The following is an 18540-nucleotide window of genomic DNA, read 5'->3' as shown; positions in this document are numbered from 1 at the left end:
CTTGAGTGCATTTATTGATCAATAAATCAATAAGCCAGCGCTAACACAGCCTGCAAACCGTGCCATATCGGCCTGAAGCCTGCCCCAGCTCTCTTTGTATTGCTATAAACCCTGAAGCAGCAGGATTTCGCCTATTGATTCGTGGCTGGCCTGCAACACTTGCGGCTAGTTTGTGACGTTATCGCCTCAAGGCGTTGCAGTTGCAGATTTGAAGCTACTAAACTTGTAGCAAAATAAATTAACCGCTATAGTCTTTAAGACTTGGCACTGTACGCACCAAGTGCGCCCAGCTCGACAACATCATTGCGCAAGGAGAAGCGTCCATGAGCTCCAAAGAAAACGCCGCCATCAACCAGCTGTTCGAGAAGCTCGAATGCCGCTATGCGCTGCGCGTGCTGTGGGCTCTGCGGGATGGACATCCCCAGACCTTCCGTTTGCTGCAAGACAGCGTCGGCGGCATCACCCCGAACACCCTGAACACCCGTATCAAGGAATTGCGTGAGTGCGGCCTGCTGGAGCACGGCAGCGACGGCTACACCGTGACCCTGACCGGTCAGGACCTGCTCAAGCGCCTGTCTGATGTGCAAGCCTTTGCCAACCGCTGGGTTGCAGCACGCGCCAAGAAGTAAAATTTGCCGCTAATGCGGCCGGGAGCAGGCTATTGCTGCCTGCTCTCATATCATTCGAGGGCCCCAAGCATGCTTGGCTGGCCCTTTTTCAATCGCCTTTTTCTGCTTTGCGCTGAAAGGAAATCCATCATGGCTTTCAACACTACCGCCTCTGGCCTGCAATACGAAGACACCGTGGTCGGCGAAGGCGCCGAAGCCACCAGCGGCGCTGACGTCAAAGTGCATTACACGGGCTGGTTGTACCAAGACGGCGTACAAGGCGCCAAGTTTGATTCCAGCAAAGACCGCCGCGAGCCTTTTGAATTCACACTGGACGATGGCATGGTCATCCGCGGCTGGGACGAAGGCGTACAGGGCATGAAGGTGGGCGGCAAGCGCACCTTGATCATTCCTGCAGCGCTTGGCTATGGTGCCCAAGGTGCAGGCGGCGTGATTCCTCCTAACGCCACACTGAAGTTTGACGTGGAACTGCTGGGCACCAAGGCTGCGCCCGTGCTGCAAATCGAAGACACCGTCGTGGGCGACGGCGCTGAAGCCACACGCGGCGCACGCGTGACCGTGCACTACACCGGCTGGTTGTACAAAGACGGCGTGCAAGGCGCCAAGTTTGATTCCAGCAAAGACCGCAATGACCCCTTCCAGTTCCAACTGGGTGCGGGCATGGTCATCAAGGGATGGGACCAGGGCGTGCAAGGCATGAAGGTGGGCGGCCAGCGCACCTTGATCATTCCTGCAGAGCTGGGCTACGGCGCTCGCGGCGCAGGCGGCGTGATTCCTCCCAACGCGACCCTGAAGTTTGATGTGGAACTGCTGGCTGTCTAAGCTGCAGACTCTGCAATGACAAAAGCGGCTTTCAAGCCGCTTTTTCTTTGAGTAAATGCCTGACGCTTATTCGGCCTCAGCCTCAAACAAGGCCTTGTGCAGCGGCCCATAAACCTTGTCACCCGCAGCTTCACGGATGCGCGGGGCTAGCTCCACCAGTTGCTCATAGCCCATGGCCGCTTCCACAGCCAAATTGAGCCTGAAGCCCTTGAGCCCCAGCCCGCCGGTAATAGACACCGCCATGGGATAAGCCTGCTGATAACGGCGCGTGGTGCTGGCCGGGTCTACCTTGGCAGGCGCCAGAGACGGCACCACACTCTTGGCTGGCTGCACTTCAACAGCCACCGTCGCACCACCCGCCAGGGGCGGCGCCTCCCGCCTGGCCAGCCAGCCCTTGGTGACCAAGGCCAGAATATCATCCTTGCTCACACCCAAGGCTGCCGTGGCGGTCAGCACCTGCGCCAGACTGCGACTGCCATCAAACAGCAAAAAAGCCGAGCGCAGCCGCTGGCTCAAATCAACGTGGCGCTCCTTGAAGGCCTGCTGCCCTTCGGGTGTTTTGACTAAGTACATCCGCCTTGCCTCTCCTTTACTTTTATTCTTGAACACAGGGTTCTTAGAAAAGCAGAGTGGCAGCTATGACAAGGGCTGCAAAGCGGGTTTACCTGCAAACTCAGGCAGGATTGATGGGCCAGCATTTCATTTAAAAACAGCCTCTAACCCAATACAGACAAGCGCAAGCAGCTATCAAATTAAGTATTCGAGATGGCTTTAGAACGGTATAACTCCCACCCGCTGACCAGGAGCGTCGTGGCAAAGCCCGCAGGCACACCAAACACGCCTGCTGATATGGGCTGAATGCCCCACCACAGCGCTTCAGCACGCAAAGCTGCTGGCAGCACGCCTTGCAGGCCCTGCACATGAGTGACCATGTAATACACGGTAACCGTCAGCCCCAGCAGCATACCGGCCACCGCACCGCGCCGGGTGGTGCCGCGCCAGAAGATACCCATCACCATGGCGGGCACAAAGGCCGATGCAGCAAGCGAGAACGAGGCCGAGACCATGGGCAAAATGTCTGACGAGCGCCGCGCCGCCACAAAGGCGGCGGACAACGCCACCAGCATCAGCGCAAATTTGGACAAGATCACGCGCTGCTCAGGCGAGACACGGCGTTTGCGAGCCGTATCCACACGCTGACGCTCCTGAAAATAGAGATCCCGTACCAGCGCGTTGCTGATGGTCAGCAGCAAACCATCCGCCGTGGATAGCGCTGCCGCAAGCCCGCCAGCAGCCACCAGACCCGAGACCACATAGGGCATGCCGCCCAGTTCGGGCGTGACCAGCATGATGAGGTCGGCGCCCATGCGAATTTCGCCAAACTGCAAAATGCCATCGCCGTTGATGTCTTCCACCGCCAGCAGCGATCCATCAACCCGCGACCACTGGGCAATCCAGTTGGGCAGGGCATCAAAGTGCGCACCGACCAGGTTGTTCATCACTTCGTACTTGACCAGCACCGCCAGCGCAGGCGCGCACAGGTACAGCAGGCCGATAAAGAACAGCGTCCACGCCACCGAGCTACGCGCTGCCGACACTGTTGGCACCGTGTAATAGCGGGTGAGCAAATGCGGCAGGCCAGCCGTGCCTACCATCAGGCAGAACACCAGCGCCAGGAAGTTGCGGCGGCTATGTTCATAGGTCTGCTGCTCCTCAGGCGTGCCATGCGGGTCGCCCGCAAAAGGCTGGCTTTGCAGCGGCATGCCGCCCAGCGGCTTGGCCCTCTCATAGGCTTCGCGCAGCTCACGCGTCCAGCGCTCACGCGCGGCAGCTTCATCCTTGGGCATGGCCGCCAGTTCGCGGCTGGCTGCCATGATGGCGCCGATATTCCCACTGCTGGTGCGCAGCTCACGGATATGCTCACTCAGCGCCTGGCGCTCAGCCATCAGCACATTGGGCACATCGCGCAGCTTGGCCTGCAGCACCTGGGCTCGGGTGCGGTAGGCCTCCAGCACCGATTGCTCGGCTTCAGATGCCAGCAGTTGCTGCTCCAGCTGAGCGATCTTGCCCAGTTGCTGGGTATAGGCTGCTGGCGCCAAAGGGTTGCCCAATTGCTTATAAGCCAGCCATGACACCGGCAGCATGAATGCCAGCAAGATCACCACGTATTGAGCCACCTGCGTCCAGGTAATGGCACGCATGCCGCCCAAAAAAGAGCAAAGCAATACGCCGCCCAGCCCCAGCATGATGCCGATCTCGAACTGCACACCCGTCAGTCGTGCCGCAATCAGCCCCACACCGTAGATTTGCGCCACCACATAGGTGAACGAGCAGGTAATGGCCGCCAGCGCGGCAATGATGCGCGGCCAGCGCCCGCCAAACCGTGCCTGAAAAAAGTCAGGCACGGTATAGAGATTCATGGCCCGCAGATAGGGGGCAATCAGCATGCCGACTAGGCAGAAGCCCCCCGTCCAGCCCAGCACATAAGCCAGGCCGCCCGGCTGGGTGCCCGCCCCCGAAAAGCCTTGCAGATACAGCGCGCCAGAGAGGCTGATGAACGATGCCGCGCTCATCCAGTCCGCAGCCGCTGCCATGCCGTTGTAAAAAGCCGGTATGCGCCGCCCGGCGACGAAATATTCTTCGGCATCACTAGTGCGTGTGTAGACACCAATGCCCGCGTACACCATCACAGTGCAAAACAGAAAAATGGGCCCGATCCAGTGGCGCGACAGGCCGCGCCCTTCGGCCCAGAGCATGGTCAGCACAAAACCTGCCACGCCCAGCACATAGAGAAAAAGAATGCGATGCAGTCGCCAGTGATAGGCGCCGCTCAGTGCGGGCCGCTCAGGCATGAAAATCAGTGGAGGAGGATGTTGCGTCGTGATCAGCAGCCACCTTACCGGTCGCTTTGCGGGCCTCGTCACGCGCTTGCTGGCGCTCAAAATAATCCATGGCCACACAATAGACCACGATGATGAGCAGGAACATCAGGACCGCCCCTTGGGCCGCCATCCAGTAAGCCGCAGACCAGCCCGGCATCAGCGCCTGCAGATCACGCGCGAAATAGCTGGTACCAAATGAAAACACCACCCAGACGGTCAGCAGCAAGGCCTTGAGTCTCAGGTGGTGTGTGTCGTGCAAATCCGGCGGGAAAGTGACTTCTACCGGATTGCCCAATGCATCGAAAGCGTCGAATGCCTGCAAAGAGGCATCCGACACGGCATCGTCATGCGGAGGCGCGTGGTGCGTCTGCATGGCGATGCTGGGGCTTATTGAGCCAGACGCTGCCAGGTGGCAACAACGCTGTCGGGGTTCAGCGAGATCGACTTGATACCCTTTTCTGCCAGCCACAGGGCGAAATCGGGGTGATCCGAAGGGCCTTGACCGCAGATGCCCACGTACTTATCTTGCTTCAGGCAGGCGGTAATCGCCAGCTCCAGCATCTTCTTGACTGCAGGGTCGCGTTCATCAAAGTCAGCAGCCAGCAGTTCCAGACCGGAGTCACGGTCCAGACCCAGGGTCAGCTGTGTCAGATCGTTGGAGCCGATCGAGAAGCCGTCGAAGTACTCGAGGAACTCGTCCGCCAGAATGGCGTTCGAAGGCACTTCGCACATCATGATGAACTTCAGGCCGTTCTCGCCGCGCTTCAGGCCGTTTTCAGCCAGCAGCTCGGTCACGCGCTTGGCCTGACCCAGCGTACGCACGAAGGGGATCATGATCTGCACATTCGTCAGGCCCATGTCTTCGCGCACGCGGTGCAGAGCTTCGCACTCCATCTTGAACGCTTCGCCGAATTCCTTGGAGATGTAGCGGGCTGCGCCACGGAAGCCCAGCATGGGGTTCTCTTCCTCGGGTTCGTAGCGGCTGCCACCGATCAGCTTGCGGTACTCGTTGGACTTGAAGTCCGACATGCGCACGATGACGGGCTTGGGCCAGAAAGCGGCGGCAATGGTAGCCACGCCTTCAGCAACCTTGTCCACGTAGAACGCGCGGGGCGATGCATGGCCACGGGCCACGGATTCCACGGCCTTCTTCAGGTCGGCATCCACAGCGGGGTAGTCCAGGATGGCCTTGGGGTGCACGCCGATGTTGTTGTTGATGATGAATTCCAGACGGGCCAGACCCACGCCTTCGTTGGGCAGCTGGGCAAAGTCAAATGCCAGCTGGGGGTTGCCCACGTTCATCATGATCTTGGTCTTGATGGCAGGCATTTCACCGCGCTTGACCTCGGTCACTTCGGTATCCAGCACGCCGTCATAGATCTTGCCGGTGTCGCCTTCGGAGCAGGACACGGTCACCAGAGTACCGGCCTTGAGCAGGTCGGTGGCGTTGCCGCAACCCACCACAGCGGGGATACCCAGTTCACGCGCAATGATGGCAGCGTGGCAGGTACGGCCGCCACGGTTGGTGACGATGGCCGAAGCCTTCTTCATGACGGGTTCCCAGTTGGGGTCGGTCATGTCGGTCACCAGCACATCGCCGGCTTGCACTTGATCCATTTGCGAGATGTCGGACACCAGACGCACAGGGCCGGTACCAATCTTCTGACCAATGGCGCGGCCTTCGGCCAGCACGGTGCCGGTGCTCTTGAGCTTGTAACGCAGCTCGGCCTGGCCCTTGGACTGGCTCTTCACGGTTTCAGGGCGTGCCTGCAGGATGTAGAGCTGACCGTCGGTGCCGTCCTTGCCCCACTCGATGTCCATGGGACGACCGTAGTGCTCTTCGATCACCAGAGCGTAGCGCGCCAGTTGCTCGACATCAGCGTCGGTCAGCGAGTAGCGGTTGCGCAGCTCGTGGGCCACATCGGTGGTCTTGACCAGCTTGCCGTCGGCAGCCTTCTCTTCAGGCGAAGAAAAGACCATCTGGATCAGCTTGGAGCCCAAATTGCGGCGAATCAAAGCCTTGTTCCCAGCCTTCAGCATGGGCTTGTGCACGTAGAACTCGTCAGGGTTCACAGCGCCCTGCACCACGGTTTCACCCAGGCCATAGCTGGAAGTGATGAACACCACTTCTTCAAAGCCAGACTCGGTGTCGATGGTGAACATCACGCCGGCAGCGCCCAGATCGGAGCGCACCATGCGCTGCACGCCAGCGGACAGAGCCACCACATCGTGCTCAAAGCCCTTGTGCACGCGGTAGGAGATAGCGCGGTCGTTGTACAGCGACGCAAACACTTCCTTCATCTTGTGCAGCACGTCTTCAATGCCCACCACGTTCAGGAAGGTTTCTTGCTGACCGGCGAACGATGCATCGGGCAAGTCTTCTGCAGTGGCAGAAGAGCGCACGGCGAACGAAGCGGCAGGGTTGCCCGCTTGCAGCGTGATGAAGTCAGCGCGGATGGCGGCTTCCAGATCGGCAGGGAAAGGCTGGCTTTCCACCATGGCGCGGATTTCAGCGCCCACAGCGGCCAGAGCGCGGACATCGTCCACATCCAGAGCAGCCAGCTTGGCGGAAATCTTGCCGGCCAGACCTTCAAAGGCCAGGAATTCGCGGAAGGCGTGAGCCGTCGTCGCAAAGCCGGTAGGAACGCGCACGCCCTGGGGCAGTTGCGAGATCATTTCGCCCAGCGAGGCGTTTTTGCCGCCGACCGACTCAACGTCGGTCATTCTCAGTTTTTCAAACGGAACGACTAATGCGGTCGCTTCGAACAGTTGAGACATGGGAAAGCTCCAAAGGTAAAAAACCGGCACGCTTGCGAGGCCTGGGCTGAATGGCCAGGCGACGCGAACCCACGCTGCATCAAGGCAGTGCTTTGCTGTTCTGGATGTTGACCGTCAACGAGCATGGGTGGAATTTGGGAATAATGGGCGCAATTGTAGGCCTAGCCATGACATCTCGCGTGGCACAAACCTGTTTCTCCGCTCAGGGAATGGCATTGCCAGCCCCGCCCCCACCTAATCACTGCGCGCACCATGCATACCCATACGATTTTTGTCATTTCTGACGGCACAGGCATCACGGCTGAAACCTTTGGCACAGCCATCATGGCCCAGTTCGACAGCAAGCCACGTCTGATTCGCATTCCTTTTGTGGACTCGATGGACAAGATTCATCAGGCGGTTCGCCAGATCAATCATGTGGCAGATGTGGAAAACAAGAAGCCCATCATCTTCACCACGCTGGTCAATCAGGAGATGCTGGAATTTCTGGAAGCCAACAGCAAGGGCAAGCTGTTTGACATGTTCGGCACCTTTGTGCGCCCGCTGGAGGTGGAGCTGGGCCAGAAGTCGCTGCACCGCGTGGGCCGCTTTGCCGATATCAGCGAGAGCAAGGAATATCTGGAGCGCATGGAGGCCATCAACTACACGCTGGCCCACGATGACGGTCAGACCCATACCGACCTGACCGGTGCGGACGTGATTCTGGTGGGCGTGAGCCGCTCAGGCAAGACGCCAACCAGCCTGTACCTGGCCATGCAATTTGGCCTGAAGGTCGCCAACTACCCGCTGATTCCCGAAGACTTTGAACGCAAGCAGTTGCCGCCCGCGCTGGAGCCCTTCCGCAAAAAGCTGTTTGGCCTGACGATTCAGCCCGAGCGCCTGTCCAGCATCCGCAACGAGCGCCGCCCTGACTCCAAATACGCCAGCCTGCAGAACTGCCGATACGAAGTGGCCGAGGCCGAATCCATGATGCGCCGCAGTGGTATCGAGTGGCTGTCGAGCACCACCAAGTCAATTGAGGAAATCGCCACCACCATCTTGCAGGAAGTTTTACCTCAGCACCTGGGACACTGACTCTAGGCACCACAATCGAACCGCCTTATGAGCACACCCCAGATCAGCTGCATCATTCCCGTCTACAACGGACAGGATCACCTCGAAAGAGCCGTTCACTCAGTACTGAGCCAGAACCATGTGGATATGGAGGTGTTGCTCATCGATGACTTTAGCCCGCAGCAGCAAGCCAGGGATTGTGCCGCGGCACTAGCCCACAGTGACCGCCGCGTGCGCACTTTTTTTCTGCCCGATAACGGCGGACAAAGCCGCGCTCGTAACCTGGGCGCAGTGCTGGCACGCGCGCCACTGTTGAGCTTTCTTGACCAAGACGATGAGCATGCTCAGGATTGGTATGGACAAGCTTCACAACTGATGCAGCAACACCCCGACACCGGGGCACTCTCAGGCGAAGCCCAAGTCGTCGATCTGCCGCCGCGGCTGGGTATTCAAGAGGGAGACTTGCGCATCAAAGGCCTGTCCCACGTCTTTATTACCAATTTAATCTGTAGACGCAGTGTATTTCTGGCCTCCGGCGGCTTTCCTATGGCAGAGCACTGGCGCACTCACGCGGCTGGCGAAGATGGACACTTCCGCGCCCTTTTCTCCAAGCACTGGAAGGGACTACGCTGCAACATCCCGGCTCTCATACACCATGCCCGAGAAGGGGGTGCAACGGTTTATTTCTTGGATCGAAGCCGCGTTGAAAACAACCGCGTAGTGGTTGAGCTTAACGACTGGGAAACCAGCGGTACTTTTCAACAGGCGGCTGATCAACACATCCAGGCGGTGGACGCCGCCATGCAAGAGATTCGTCTCTGCCTCAATCCAAGCAGCATATTAGCCTCTTTGCAGCCCGACGCCGCCAACTCATCAGCGAACTGAAGCACGACACAAAGAGTTCAAACTAGAGCGCCCAACTCCACAGCCGGTACGGGGTACTGCGTGGGAAAATGACTCACCAGCTTGAATGGATGCACCAATGCGGCCTCAGATGCTATTTATATAAGAGCTAATGGCGCATGATTTTATTGATTTTCAAGTAGATTCCTACCTGAAACCCTACAAAATCAAGCGCTACCCGCTACAAAAAGATATTGCAGCGCGCCGTCGCTGCTGTGCACCGGGTCGCACTGCATGTCCCACACGCGTTGAATCAGCTCAGGCTGCAGCACTTCTTGCGTTGCGCCCCAGCTCACGCCAGCGGCTCCGCCCAGCACCAGCACATCGTCGGCATAGCGCAGGGCCAGGTTCAAGTCGTGCAAGACCGCTATCACGCCCACACCGCGTTCGCTCGCCCAGTCGCGTAGCAGGCGCATGGCGTGGTGCTGGTGGGCCAGGTCAAGCGCAGCCGTGGGCTCATCCAGCAGTAGCCAGCGTGCAGCCCCATCGGCAGGGGCCTGCCAGATTTGCGCCAAAGCCCTTGCCAGATGGGCGCGGGCACGCTCACCACCAGACAATGTATTGATGCTGCGCTGAGCCAGATGGTCAACACCCGTCAGTGCCATGGCCTCGGCCGGAATTTGCGCTTCTTCAGCACCAGGCTGGTTGCGGTGCGGGTAGCGCCCCAGCTCCACTACCTCCTGCGCCGTGAAGTCAAACGCCACACTGCAATCCTGCGGCATGACAGAGCGGCGACGGGCCAGCCTCTCAACCGGGTGGCTCGCCAGCTCCATCCCATCCAGCAGCACCTGCCCGGCCTGCGGAGCGCGCTCGCCCACCAGCATGGACATCAGCGTGGATTTGCCCGCGCCATTGGGGCCGAGGATGGCGGTAAAGCGCCCGGCCTGAATCTGCACATCGACCGTGGCCAGACGCGGGCCTTTGGCCACGCCTACGCCCAGGTTGCGGCATTCGATCTGTGAACCCATCTGTGACGCGGCACTCATACCTTGCTCCTGAACTGGCGCAGCATGGCCAGAAATAGCGGCACGCCGATAAAGGCGGTGAGCACGCCCAGCGGCAGCTCCGCCGGTTTGACGATGGTGCGCGCCACGGCATCTGCGCTGACCACCAGCGCCGCGCCCAGCAGGGCCGAGCCCGGCAGTACCACACGGTGATCTGGCCCGGCAATCAGTCGCACCCAGTGCGGCGCGACGAGGCCGATAAAGCCGATGATGCCGGTGGTCGCCGTCACCGCGCCCACGGCCAGCGCCGCAACCAGAACGGTATGGCGCTTGGTTTTTTCAACCGCCACGCCCAGCAGATTGGCCTGAGCCTCGCCCAGAGCAATCGCATTCAAAGGCCTTGCAAGCGCCAGCGCGGCCAACGTGCTTAAAGCAACGGCAGAACCCACCAGACCCACAGCACTCCAGCGCGATGCGCCCAGGCTGCCCAGCAGCCACATCTGCAGGTTACGCAACTGCTCGTCGGTCGAAATAAAGCTCAAAAAGCCCAGACCGGCACCGGCCAGCGCATTAATCGCAATGCCGGCCAGCAGCATCAGGCCGATGCGGGTGGTGCCCTGCACCTGGCCCAGCACATAGACCACGGCCGTGACGGCCAGACCGCCGCCAAACGCCATGACCACCAGTGCCCAGCTGCCCAGATGGCGCGGCAGCCACGGCAGGTACATGCCGCCCAGAACAATGGTGATGCCCGCCGCCAAGGCAGCGCCGCTGCTCACGCCAATCAGGCCGGGGTCTGCCAGCGGGTTGCGAAACAGGCCCTGCATCAGCGCACCGGCCAGCCCCAGACCTGCGCCAGCGGCCACGCCCATCAACAGGCGTGGCAGTCGAATATTGAGAAAGACCAGATGCTCTGGCCCCTGCTGCACCGCACCGCCCAGCAGGCCGCGCAGACCATCCCAGACAATGCCCGGCAACTGCGCGGGCGCAATCGCATAGGCACCGCTGGCCGCCCCCCAGACCATGGCCAGCAGCACCAGCACCGCGCCCAGCAGCAGCGCTGCGCTGCGGCTGAGCCGCCCGGCTGGCGTGCGCCAGCGCGATGCAGCCATGGGCGCGCAACGCACCGGTGTGACCGGTTGAGCCGGTGTGGCCGACTTGGCGAGCACGGCACTCATCTCACGCCACCCACTGCAGACTGCGCATATGCAGCGCCTGCACCGCCGTAGGCAGGCGCGGGCCAAAGCCCAGCAGGTGGCTGGCCTCCAGCGTTACCAAGGCCTTCTTGGCAAAGGCCGGAGTCAGGGCCAGCTCGGGCCGCTTCCAGAAGGCCTGCTCACCGCCCAGCGCTTCAATGCCCTGCGTGGTGTTGATGATGACCTCTGGCGCGGCGCTGGCCATGGCCTCTGCCGTCAGCGGCTTGTAGCCATCAAACTGATCGATGGCGTTGACACAGCCTGCGTACTGAATCAGCGCATTGGCCGCCGTGCCCCGTCCTGCCACCTGCGGGCTGCCGCTGTGCGCCAGCACAAACAGCACGCGCGGCTTGCGCTGGGCCTTGGCGACCTGGGCCTGCACCGCATTCCACTGCGTATCGAGCTGGGCCAGCAGCTTGTCGGCATCGGCCACACGCCCTGTTTCGCGGCCCACGACCTTGACCTTTTCCTGCACTTCAGCCCAGTTGTGCTGAGCCTTGACCAGAGCCACACGCACGCCGGCCTGTCGAATTTGATCGAGTACCACGGGCGGCCCGGCCTCGCTGGTGCCCACCACCGCATCGGGCTTGAGCGACAGTAGGCCTTCGGCCGAGAGCTGGCGCACATAACCGACCTTGGTCGTTTTCTTCGCTGCTTCGGGGAACAGGCTGGTGGTGTCCGTACCCACCAGCAGGCTCTGCGCGTTCAGCAGATAAACCACTTCGGTCAACGCGCCGCTGAGCGACACCAAGCGGCGTGCGGGCGAAGCCACTTGCGCAGAATTCTGTGCAAATGCGGGCATGGCTGAAACCATTGCCGCACCGCCCAGCCACTGCAGACTGGCGCGCCGTGTCAGCAATATGTCGCTCATGCAGCCTCCGCCACCGCCGCATGGCGCTGCAGGCCTGCCACCAGATCGCGCCAGCTTTGCAGCTCGGGCTGGCCGGGCTTGCGCTCGCCAAAGAACATGGCCATGTTGTTGCCTTCGGCATCAAACACTTCCACCGATGTCACCACGCCATCGCTGGTGGGCTTTTGCACCACCCACACATTGGCAATCATGTCGGTGCGCAGGTGCAGGTTGAAGCCCTTGTCCAGCACATTGATCCAGCGCACGCCGTCCTTGCCATCCATGGGCTGAATGTTGCTGACCGGGCCGGTGTGAATCTGAATGCAACCGCTGCTTCCCACAAACACCATGATGGAAACACCATCCACTGCGGCATTGCCCAGCAGCTGGGTAACAGCATCGGCGCTCAAACGCTCGCAATACTGCGGCACCAGACGGAAGGCCTGCTGGCGCTCGACGCCAAACTTGCGCAGCATCTCAAAGAATTCGTGCGTGTCCTTCAACGCGGTCCATGCCTGCGTCAGTGCGGGCACGTCAATTTCGGAATCGGCCTTGATGGCAGGCTTGGCTGCGGGTTCGCGGAATACATAACCAGCGGATGGCTCGGCAAAACGCTCCACCAGCGCATTCCATGCGGCCATATCGGTCGCTTCACGCGCAAACACCTTGTGCACGGCGCGGCCCGCTGCGTCATAGAACTGCAGGCTGTGCATGGCCGGGCGATTGCCGTTGGCCGCCGCTTCCGTCACTGCAAAACCGGCATGCCAGTGCATAAAGAACAGGCGCAGATCAATCTCGCGGCTCAGCGCCAGACCGACGGGGCCTTGAGCAGATACGTTCTGGTAGATGCCGTCTTTTTCATGCACGGTAGATTCGTTGCGCGTCAGCGCCATCACCGTGCCGCATGCCTCAAGGCCTTTGAGAATTTCCAGCCACTCAGCGCGCAGCGGCACGGCTTTCAAGCTGCGTTCATGCTCGCCGCCATGGGCAGCAATCACCGCACCTTCGCTCAGTTGCAGTGCCTCGGCGGCGTCTTTGGCACGCAGACCTTGCAGGCGCTTTTGCGCAAATTCTTCGCGAATCTGCACCGCTGTCATGGTGTTCATTTCGGGGGATGTGATGGCGTTCATTGCAGGGTCTCCGGGCTGTTGTGCCAGTGCGTTTGTGGTTGGTTAAATTCGTCGTCGAAACCGGACTCAGCGGCTTGCTGATCCGGCTCGGGCTGGGCCAGCACCTGGGCCACCGTGGACCAGCGATGCCCCAGCTTTTGCAGAAAATGGCGCATGTCGTCAGAGCGGGCGTGGCCATCCAGCCCATCGGCCATGCGCGCCAGCTGGTCTGACACACGCTGCGCCATGGGCGCGCGGTGCGCAGCACAGCAGCCTTGGCTAAAGCCGGTCATCAGCGCCAGCACGGTGGCCAGCTGGGCTTCGCCTTCGGTCAGCAGATATTCCTCATCGCGGCTGCCAGATTCACTCTGGGCATTCGCGGCGCTCTCATAAACAGACATGGCACACTCCCGCAGTTTTTGAGTCAAAAAAGCCTCTAGCGCTTGCTAATCAAGCGCTTTCAGCTATCAAATCAGAAGTCCTGAACCAGAGACACGCGCACATTGCGGCCCGGCTGGCTAAAGGCATCGGCAATTTGCGTGGTGTTGGTAAGGCTGCGCACATCGGACCAACGCCAGTGCTTCTTGTCGGTCAAGTTGTAGATGCCCACGTTCAGGCGTGTGCCGGGGCGAATGCGCCATTGCGCGCTCACATCCAGCACCGTGGCACTGGGGCTGAGCCAGGCGTTGGCCACCGAGACATCCTTGGCCTTTTTGCCCGCCCAGTGCGATGCGCTGAACTGCACGCCCACGTTCGAGGTGTCATAGCGCACGCCCAGCACCAGTTGCTGGGGCGAGATAGTGTCCACACCCTTGCCGGTGCTCTTGTCGGTGCCCTTGGTGTAGCCATAGGCGGCATTGGTGCGCCAGTTGCCACCGGCAAATTGGCCCCAGTCGTAATCGGCCTTCAGCTCAAAGCCACTGATGTGCACGCGGCCCAGATTGATCGACTGGAAAATGGCCGGGTTGTTGCGGTCGCCATAAGCACCCGAGACCATGACCTGATCTTGAATAAAGTCCTTGTAACGACCGCTGAATACGGCGGCATCCAGGCGCAGCGCGCTCATGCGGCCACGCAGGCCCAGTTCAAAGGTGTTGCTTTTTTCAGCCTTGAGATTGGCGTTGGGAATGCTCTTGTAGAACGCAAACGGGTTTTCAAAGAAAGCATTGATCTGACCGGCGTTAGGCGCACGGAAGCCTGCGGCGTAATTGCCGTAGACCGACCATGCGTCATTCATCTGGAACATGGCACCCAGCTTGGGCGAAACAGCCGAGTCCGAGTTGCTGACCACCGCTGGCCCAAAGCCCGCCTGCTTGGGCTTGATGCTGTAGTGCTCGGCACGCACGCCGGGCGTCAGGCTGAATGCGCCATAGGCCAGTTCGGCCTGCGCAAACAGAGCGGTCGATGTTTCGGTAGTGTCAGGGAAGCGCTTGAGCGGAAAGCTCTCGCCCGCTGGGGGCGTAATACCGTTTTGCGTATTGATGACCTTGCCGCGCAGATAGTCCACGCCATAGGTCAGCTTGCCGCTGACGCCGTTGCCAAAGCGCAGCATCTTGCCCGCCTGCGCATGCAGTTGCAGCGCGTCCTCGTCATAGGTCACATCGCGCTCGCGGTATGGCAGGCCGATGCGGGTTTCGGTCACAAACTCGCGCGAATCCGAGCTTTGGTAGCTGGCCATCAGCTTGACCTCATCAGCCAGTGCCATATCCAGCTGCTGCCACTGACCTTGCCAGGAGGCACGCCAGCGCTTCATGGTGGTCTCAGCCTGCGAATCAGCCACGGTGGCGGTGCGAGCAGTCAGCAGGTCGTAGTTTGCGCGCTTGTCCACATTCTCAAGCGTGAACACATGTTTTTGCACGGCCGACGGCGTGTAGACCAGCTTGCCGAACAGCGAATGGCTCTTGTCTTTTTCAGGGTTGGGCGTGGTGCGACTGACTCCCACCCCATTGTTGGTGCCCATGTTCTCCAGCGCGCTGGCACGGCCCATACCGGCTGACAGCAGCCAGCTCCACTCAGGGCTGGCGCGGCCAGCAATCGTGGCACCCACTCGCTTGCCGTTGTCCGCACCGTCATAGCTGACCGAGGCACGGCCCGCAATGGTTTTGCCGTCTTTGAGCAAATCATCGGGCTGCATGGTGATGAAGTTGACCAGACCGCCCATGCCGTCAGAGCCATAGAGCGCGGGCACCGAGCCACGCAGAATTTCTACGCGCTGCACCAGGCCCAGGTCCACCGAGTCACGGCCAAAGGCATTGGCGCTGAAGACATAGCTGCGCGGCAGGCGCACGCCGTCCACCAGCATCAGCACGCGGTTGCCATCCAGCCCACGGATATTGAAGCCGCTGTTCTGGTCACGCCCCGTCGATGTGCCAGCCAGCCCAAAGCGCGCAGGGCTGCGCGGCACCTGCACATTGGGCAGCTTGGCAGCCAGCTCACGGATGTCGCTGATCTGCTCTGCTTCCATTTGCTTGGCATCGATAACGTCAATGCTCATGGGCAGGCTGTCGGCATCCTGCTCATCACGCGATGCGCTGACCACCACGTCGCGCATCACTGGCGCACTGCGGTCTGCATGGGCGGCGGCAACTTGAACAGCGGCGGGCGTTTGCTGCTGCGCCTGCGCAGCAATAGAGGCGCATGCCAGCGCACAAGCCAGAACCAGGGGACGAATGTCGGAGCGCGGCGCCAACGCGGCGTGGGCGTGCGAAACAGTGGCGGAAGCCATACCAGAAACCCTCTTTATTCATTGAAATGGACAAGAGCTGGCTTCTGATAGGTGCACTGACTGCCACAGGTTGAAACGGTTGAAGTTTCATGACCTGTAGCTGGCACTCATTTGCTGGCTGAACGGAATGCAGTATATGCGAATAATTCTCAATAGCAAAAATAAGCGTTACAAAAAGAGGAAAAACAGCTTGAACAAGCGCTTGTCATTCACTGCCCCCAGGTTCATGATCCGCCTGTTTTCACAGCTATTTGTTTACGACCATGAACCCTGACCGAAGTCACGGGTCCATCTCACCCCAGCGCTGAAGTGATGGCCACAGGCCTTGCAGCAGAGTCCGGGAGAGAGGGGCCCATCCTCCACCCGGAGAGTCTGCTGCGCACCCAAGGCGCATTCCGCTCCCCGCCCGCCACTGATGCGGCCATGCCTTGCGCACGGCTGCCGGGAGCCGCCCATGAAACACTTCTTCGCCCGGAAATTCCCTCACGGATTTCTGCTCATCCCTCGCAGCATGGCTGCTGCCCGCCGCCTGGGTCCAGGCCTGATTACCGGTGCTGCCGACGACGATCCAAGCGGCATTGCCACCTACTCCCAAGCTGGCGCGCAATGGCGCTTTGGTCTGGTGTGGATGCTGTTGCTGACCACGCCGCTGATGATTGGCATTCAGATGCTGTCCGCCCGCATCGGCTGGGCCACTGGCCGTGGGCTGGCTGCCAACATGGTGACGCTGTGCCCTCGCTGGCTCACGCGCAGCCTGATTGCACTGCTGGTGGTTGCCAACACCATCAATATTGCGGCTGATATCGGCGCCATGGCCGAGGCGGCACGCCTGATCGTAGGAGGCTCGCCCGTCCTGTTCAGCCTGCTGTTTGGCGCAGTGTGCCTGCTGGCCCAGGTGTTTTTCTCGTACGAGCGCTCGGTGCGGCTTCTCAAATGGTTGACGCTGTCGCTGCTCGCCTATTTCGCCGTGGTGATGGTGGTGCATGTGCCGCTCAAGCAAATGACGATTGAGTCACTGCAGCCCTGGCACTTCATGCCAGCTCACGCTTCGCTGAGCGACTATGCCGCCATGATGGTGGCCGTGCTGGGCACCACCATCAGCCCCTATCTTTTCTTCTGGCAAGCCTCGCAGGAAGTGGAAGACCAGCGCCTGCGCCCCGACGCCGCTGCGCTGCGCAAGTTCCCCGCCTATGTGCAAGAGCATCTGGCCCGCATCCGGCTGGACACTACCGTGGGCATGCTGCTGTCCAACGGCGTGGCGCTGAGCATTGTGGTGGCCACCGCCGTCACGCTAAATCTGAATGGCATCACCGAAATCCAGACCTCTGCGCAGGCCGCCGAAGCACTGCGCCCCGTAGCAGGCGACCTGGCTTTTACAGTGTTTGCGCTGGGCATCATCGGCACAGGGCTGCTGGCCGTGCCAGTGCTCGCAGGCTCGGCCGCCTATGCGGTGAGCGAGGTTCTGGGCTGGAAGGCCAGCCTCTCGCACGGCTTTCATGAAGCACGCGGTTTTTACGGGCTGATCATTGCAGCCACAGGTCTTGGCACGGTTCTGGGCATGCTGCAGGTCGACCCCATCAAAGCGCTGGTCTGGAGCGCCGTGGTCAACGGCGTGATCTCGGTACCCATCATGGCCGTGATGCTGTGGCTGGGCCAGTCGCCACGCATCATGGGCGAGCTGACCATCTCGCTGCGCCACCGCCTGCTGGGCTGGGGCGCTACGCTGCTGATGGGTGTAGCCGTTGTGGTAATGCTGATTACGCTATAGATCCCCACCTGTAGATGCATACAAAAAAAGGACTGCAGATTTATTCCACAGTCCTTTTTTCATAGCTGCAAGCGCTTAATTTATAAGCGCTAAAGCCATTTTTAGTTGCGAATCAGGTGATCAAAGGCCGACAGGGCTGCCATGGCAGCCGCACCCGCCGCAATCACGATTTGCTTGCCTTAGCCGCGTGAACCAGCGCTGGCGCAACCGTATAACTCTCGGGGAACAGCTTTCTCAGCGCGTCGAGCTTCGGCATATCGTTGATCGCGATATAGGGCTGATTCGGATGCAGTGTCAGATAGTCTTGGTGATAGTCCTCAGCGACGTAAAAAGGCTTGGACAGTTCAACCGTCGTGGCCAGCGGCTTGCCATAAGTCTTGGCCTGGTTGAGTTGGGCGATGTAGTCCTTCGCGATGCGCGCCTGCTCGGCATTTTCCGCAAACACGGTCGAGCGGTATTGCGTGCCGGTATCGGGCCCCTGGCGGTTCAGCTCGGTCGGGTCGTGCGCCACCGAGAAATAGATTTGCAGCAACTTGCCATAGCTGATTTGTAGGGGATCGTAGGTGATACGCACCGCTTCGGCATGGCCGGTACGACCCGTGCCTACATCCTCGTAGCGCGCCATCTTGGCAGCGCCTCCGGCATAGCCAGAAACGGCATTGCTTACGCCCTTGACATGTTGAAACACGCCTTGTACGCCCCAGAAGCAGCCACCGGCGAAGACTGCACTTTCGGTCTTTGCTGTGGGTGCCGCAGTCAGGTCGACCATGGGAGACGGTACGCGGCGGGACGCTTCCGCGAAGCTGGGCACGGCATACCAAAGCAGCGCTGCAGCGGCCAAGCTGCCGGCGGTCAGTGCGAAGGACTTCATGAGATTTCTT

At 60.4% G+C, this 18540-nt stretch carries 16 protein-coding genes and 1 pseudogene; 6 read left to right on the top strand and 11 right to left on the bottom strand.

Going from position 1 to position 18540, the window contains the following annotated elements; genetic code table 11:
- Positions 1 to 323: 323 nt before the first annotated feature.
- The 3 genes and pseudogenes from RSF91_RS09360 (at position 324) to RSF91_RS09350 (ending at position 1451) form a co-directional block, all read left to right on the top strand.
- Positions 324 to 629 carry a winged helix-turn-helix transcriptional regulator gene (locus RSF91_RS09360; RefSeq protein ID WP_003057624.1) on the top strand — a complete coding sequence of 102 codons (306 nt, stop codon included), beginning with the start codon at positions 324 to 326 and terminating at the stop codon, positions 627 to 629.
- A gap of 129 nt (positions 630 to 758) precedes the next feature.
- Positions 759 to 1103 (top strand): annotated as a pseudogene (locus RSF91_RS09355) (FKBP-type peptidyl-prolyl cis-trans isomerase); the annotation flags it as partial.
- The gene (locus RSF91_RS09350) at positions 1098 to 1451 is read left to right on the top strand and encodes an FKBP-type peptidyl-prolyl cis-trans isomerase (protein ID WP_332568176.1); all 354 of its coding nucleotides are present in this window, start codon (positions 1098 to 1100) and stop codon (positions 1449 to 1451) included. The pseudogene RSF91_RS09355 and the gene RSF91_RS09350, both read left to right, overlap by 6 nt.
- A gap of 66 nt (positions 1452 to 1517) precedes the next feature.
- Here RSF91_RS09350 and RSF91_RS09345 read toward each other — a convergent pair whose 3' ends face one another.
- The 4 genes from RSF91_RS09345 to ppsA form a co-directional block, all read right to left on the bottom strand.
- Positions 1518 to 2024 carry a hypothetical protein gene (locus RSF91_RS09345; protein ID WP_332568161.1) on the bottom strand — a complete coding sequence of 169 codons (507 nt, stop codon included), beginning with the start codon at positions 2022 to 2024 and terminating at the stop codon, positions 1518 to 1520.
- A 179-nt stretch (positions 2025 to 2203) separates the two neighbouring features.
- Positions 2204 to 4303: a VC_2705 family sodium/solute symporter gene (locus tag RSF91_RS09340; protein WP_332568160.1), complete on the bottom strand. Its 2100-nt coding sequence runs from the start codon at positions 4301 to 4303 to the stop codon at positions 2204 to 2206.
- Complete coding sequence (locus tag RSF91_RS09335) at positions 4296 to 4706, bottom strand: DUF4212 domain-containing protein (protein WP_332568159.1); 411 nt, start codon at positions 4704 to 4706, stop codon at positions 4296 to 4298. The genes RSF91_RS09340 and RSF91_RS09335 overlap by 8 nt, the downstream gene beginning before the upstream one ends.
- A 14-nt stretch (positions 4707 to 4720) precedes the next feature.
- Positions 4721 to 7111: a phosphoenolpyruvate synthase gene (ppsA, locus tag RSF91_RS09330; protein ID WP_332568158.1), complete on the bottom strand. Its 2391-nt coding sequence runs from the start codon at positions 7109 to 7111 to the stop codon at positions 4721 to 4723.
- 252 nt (positions 7112 to 7363) lie between these two features.
- Between ppsA and ppsR the strand changes: the two genes are divergently transcribed.
- Together ppsR and RSF91_RS09320 are read left to right on the top strand one after the other, a co-directional pair.
- Entirely contained in the window at positions 7364 to 8185 is an 822-nt protein-coding gene (gene ppsR / locus RSF91_RS09325; protein WP_099738054.1) for a posphoenolpyruvate synthetase regulatory kinase/phosphorylase PpsR, read from the top strand.
- A gap of 27 nt (positions 8186 to 8212) precedes the next feature.
- A complete protein-coding gene (locus tag RSF91_RS09320; RefSeq protein WP_332568157.1) occupies positions 8213 to 9049 on the top strand; it encodes a glycosyltransferase family 2 protein in 837 nt (278 codons plus the stop codon).
- Positions 9050 to 9234: 185 nt separating this feature from the next.
- Here RSF91_RS09320 and RSF91_RS09315 read toward each other — a convergent pair whose 3' ends face one another.
- The 6 genes from RSF91_RS09315 to RSF91_RS09290 form a co-directional block, all read right to left on the bottom strand.
- A complete protein-coding gene (locus tag RSF91_RS09315; protein WP_332568156.1) occupies positions 9235 to 10053 on the bottom strand; it encodes a heme ABC transporter ATP-binding protein in 819 nt (272 codons plus the stop codon).
- Positions 10050 to 11123 (bottom strand): FecCD family ABC transporter permease, encoded by a 1074-nt coding sequence (locus RSF91_RS09310; protein ID WP_332568175.1) that lies wholly within the window; start codon positions 11121 to 11123, stop codon positions 10050 to 10052. The genes RSF91_RS09315 and RSF91_RS09310 overlap by 4 nt, the downstream gene beginning before the upstream one ends.
- Before the next feature lie 67 nt (positions 11124 to 11190).
- The gene (locus tag RSF91_RS09305; protein ID WP_332568155.1) at positions 11191 to 12078 is read right to left on the bottom strand and encodes a heme/hemin ABC transporter substrate-binding protein; all 888 of its coding nucleotides are present in this window, start codon (positions 12076 to 12078) and stop codon (positions 11191 to 11193) included.
- On the bottom strand, positions 12075 to 13187 hold the full coding sequence (locus RSF91_RS09300; protein WP_332568154.1) for a hemin-degrading factor: 1113 nt from the start codon (positions 13185 to 13187) through the stop codon (positions 12075 to 12077). The genes RSF91_RS09305 and RSF91_RS09300 overlap by 4 nt, the downstream gene beginning before the upstream one ends.
- Complete coding sequence (locus RSF91_RS09295; RefSeq protein ID WP_332568153.1) at positions 13184 to 13567, bottom strand: hypothetical protein; 384 nt, start codon at positions 13565 to 13567, stop codon at positions 13184 to 13186. The genes RSF91_RS09300 and RSF91_RS09295 overlap by 4 nt, the downstream gene beginning before the upstream one ends.
- 71 nt (positions 13568 to 13638) lie before the next feature.
- A complete protein-coding gene (locus RSF91_RS09290; protein ID WP_332568152.1) occupies positions 13639 to 15891 on the bottom strand; it encodes a TonB-dependent hemoglobin/transferrin/lactoferrin family receptor in 2253 nt (750 codons plus the stop codon).
- Positions 15892 to 16345: 454 nt separating this feature from the next.
- On the opposite strand from RSF91_RS09290, the gene RSF91_RS09285 reads away from it, so the two are divergent.
- Positions 16346 to 17659 carry an NRAMP family divalent metal transporter gene (locus RSF91_RS09285; RefSeq protein WP_332568151.1) on the top strand — a complete coding sequence of 438 codons (1314 nt, stop codon included), beginning with the start codon at positions 16346 to 16348 and terminating at the stop codon, positions 17657 to 17659.
- 163 nt (positions 17660 to 17822) lie between these two features.
- Here the strand turns inward: RSF91_RS09285 and msrA are convergent, their stop codons facing one another.
- Positions 17823 to 18530 (bottom strand): peptide-methionine (S)-S-oxide reductase MsrA, encoded by a 708-nt coding sequence (gene msrA, locus RSF91_RS09280; RefSeq protein WP_332568150.1) that lies wholly within the window; start codon positions 18528 to 18530, stop codon positions 17823 to 17825.
- Positions 18531 to 18540 lie beyond the last annotated feature (10 nt).

This window comes from Comamonas sp., from assembly GCF_036643215.1.
In the GTDB taxonomy this organism is placed as follows: Bacteria; Pseudomonadota; Gammaproteobacteria; order Burkholderiales; family Burkholderiaceae_C; genus Comamonas.
Note: the sequence above shows the minus strand (reverse complement) of the source record. Positions and strands in the feature narration are given on the sequence as shown.

Bases quoted from the DNA above. Each gene is read 5' to 3' on its own strand.
- RSF91_RS09360 (WP_003057624.1), top strand. From the start codon at position 324: ATGAGCTCCAAAGAAAACGCCGCCATCAACCAGCTGTTCGAGAAGCTC.
- RSF91_RS09345 (WP_332568161.1), bottom strand. From the start codon at position 2,024: ATGTACTTAGTCAAAACACCCGAAGGGCAGCAGGCCTTCAAGGAGCGC.
- RSF91_RS09340 (WP_332568160.1), bottom strand. From the start codon at position 4,303: ATGCCTGAGCGGCCCGCACTGAGCGGCGCCTATCACTGGCGACTGCAT.
- RSF91_RS09335 (WP_332568159.1), bottom strand. From the start codon at position 4,706: ATGCAGACGCACCACGCGCCTCCGCATGACGATGCCGTGTCGGATGCC.
- ppsA (WP_332568158.1), bottom strand. From the start codon at position 7,111: ATGTCTCAACTGTTCGAAGCGACCGCATTAGTCGTTCCGTTTGAAAAA.
- ppsR (WP_099738054.1), top strand. From the start codon at position 7,364: ATGCATACCCATACGATTTTTGTCATTTCTGACGGCACAGGCATCACG.
- RSF91_RS09320 (WP_332568157.1), top strand. From the start codon at position 8,213: ATGAGCACACCCCAGATCAGCTGCATCATTCCCGTCTACAACGGACAG.
- RSF91_RS09315 (WP_332568156.1), bottom strand. From the start codon at position 10,053: ATGAGTGCCGCGTCACAGATGGGTTCACAGATCGAATGCCGCAACCTG.
- RSF91_RS09310 (WP_332568175.1), bottom strand. From the start codon at position 11,123: ATGGCTGCATCGCGCTGGCGCACGCCAGCCGGGCGGCTCAGCCGCAGC.
- RSF91_RS09305 (WP_332568155.1), bottom strand. From the start codon at position 12,078: ATGAGCGACATATTGCTGACACGGCGCGCCAGTCTGCAGTGGCTGGGC.
- RSF91_RS09300 (WP_332568154.1), bottom strand. From the start codon at position 13,187: ATGAACGCCATCACATCCCCCGAAATGAACACCATGACAGCGGTGCAG.
- RSF91_RS09295 (WP_332568153.1), bottom strand. From the start codon at position 13,567: ATGTCTGTTTATGAGAGCGCCGCGAATGCCCAGAGTGAATCTGGCAGC.
- RSF91_RS09290 (WP_332568152.1), bottom strand. From the start codon at position 15,891: ATGGCTTCCGCCACTGTTTCGCACGCCCACGCCGCGTTGGCGCCGCGC.
- RSF91_RS09285 (WP_332568151.1), top strand. From the start codon at position 16,346: ATGAAACACTTCTTCGCCCGGAAATTCCCTCACGGATTTCTGCTCATC.
- msrA (WP_332568150.1), bottom strand. From the start codon at position 18,530: ATGAAGTCCTTCGCACTGACCGCCGGCAGCTTGGCCGCTGCAGCGCTG.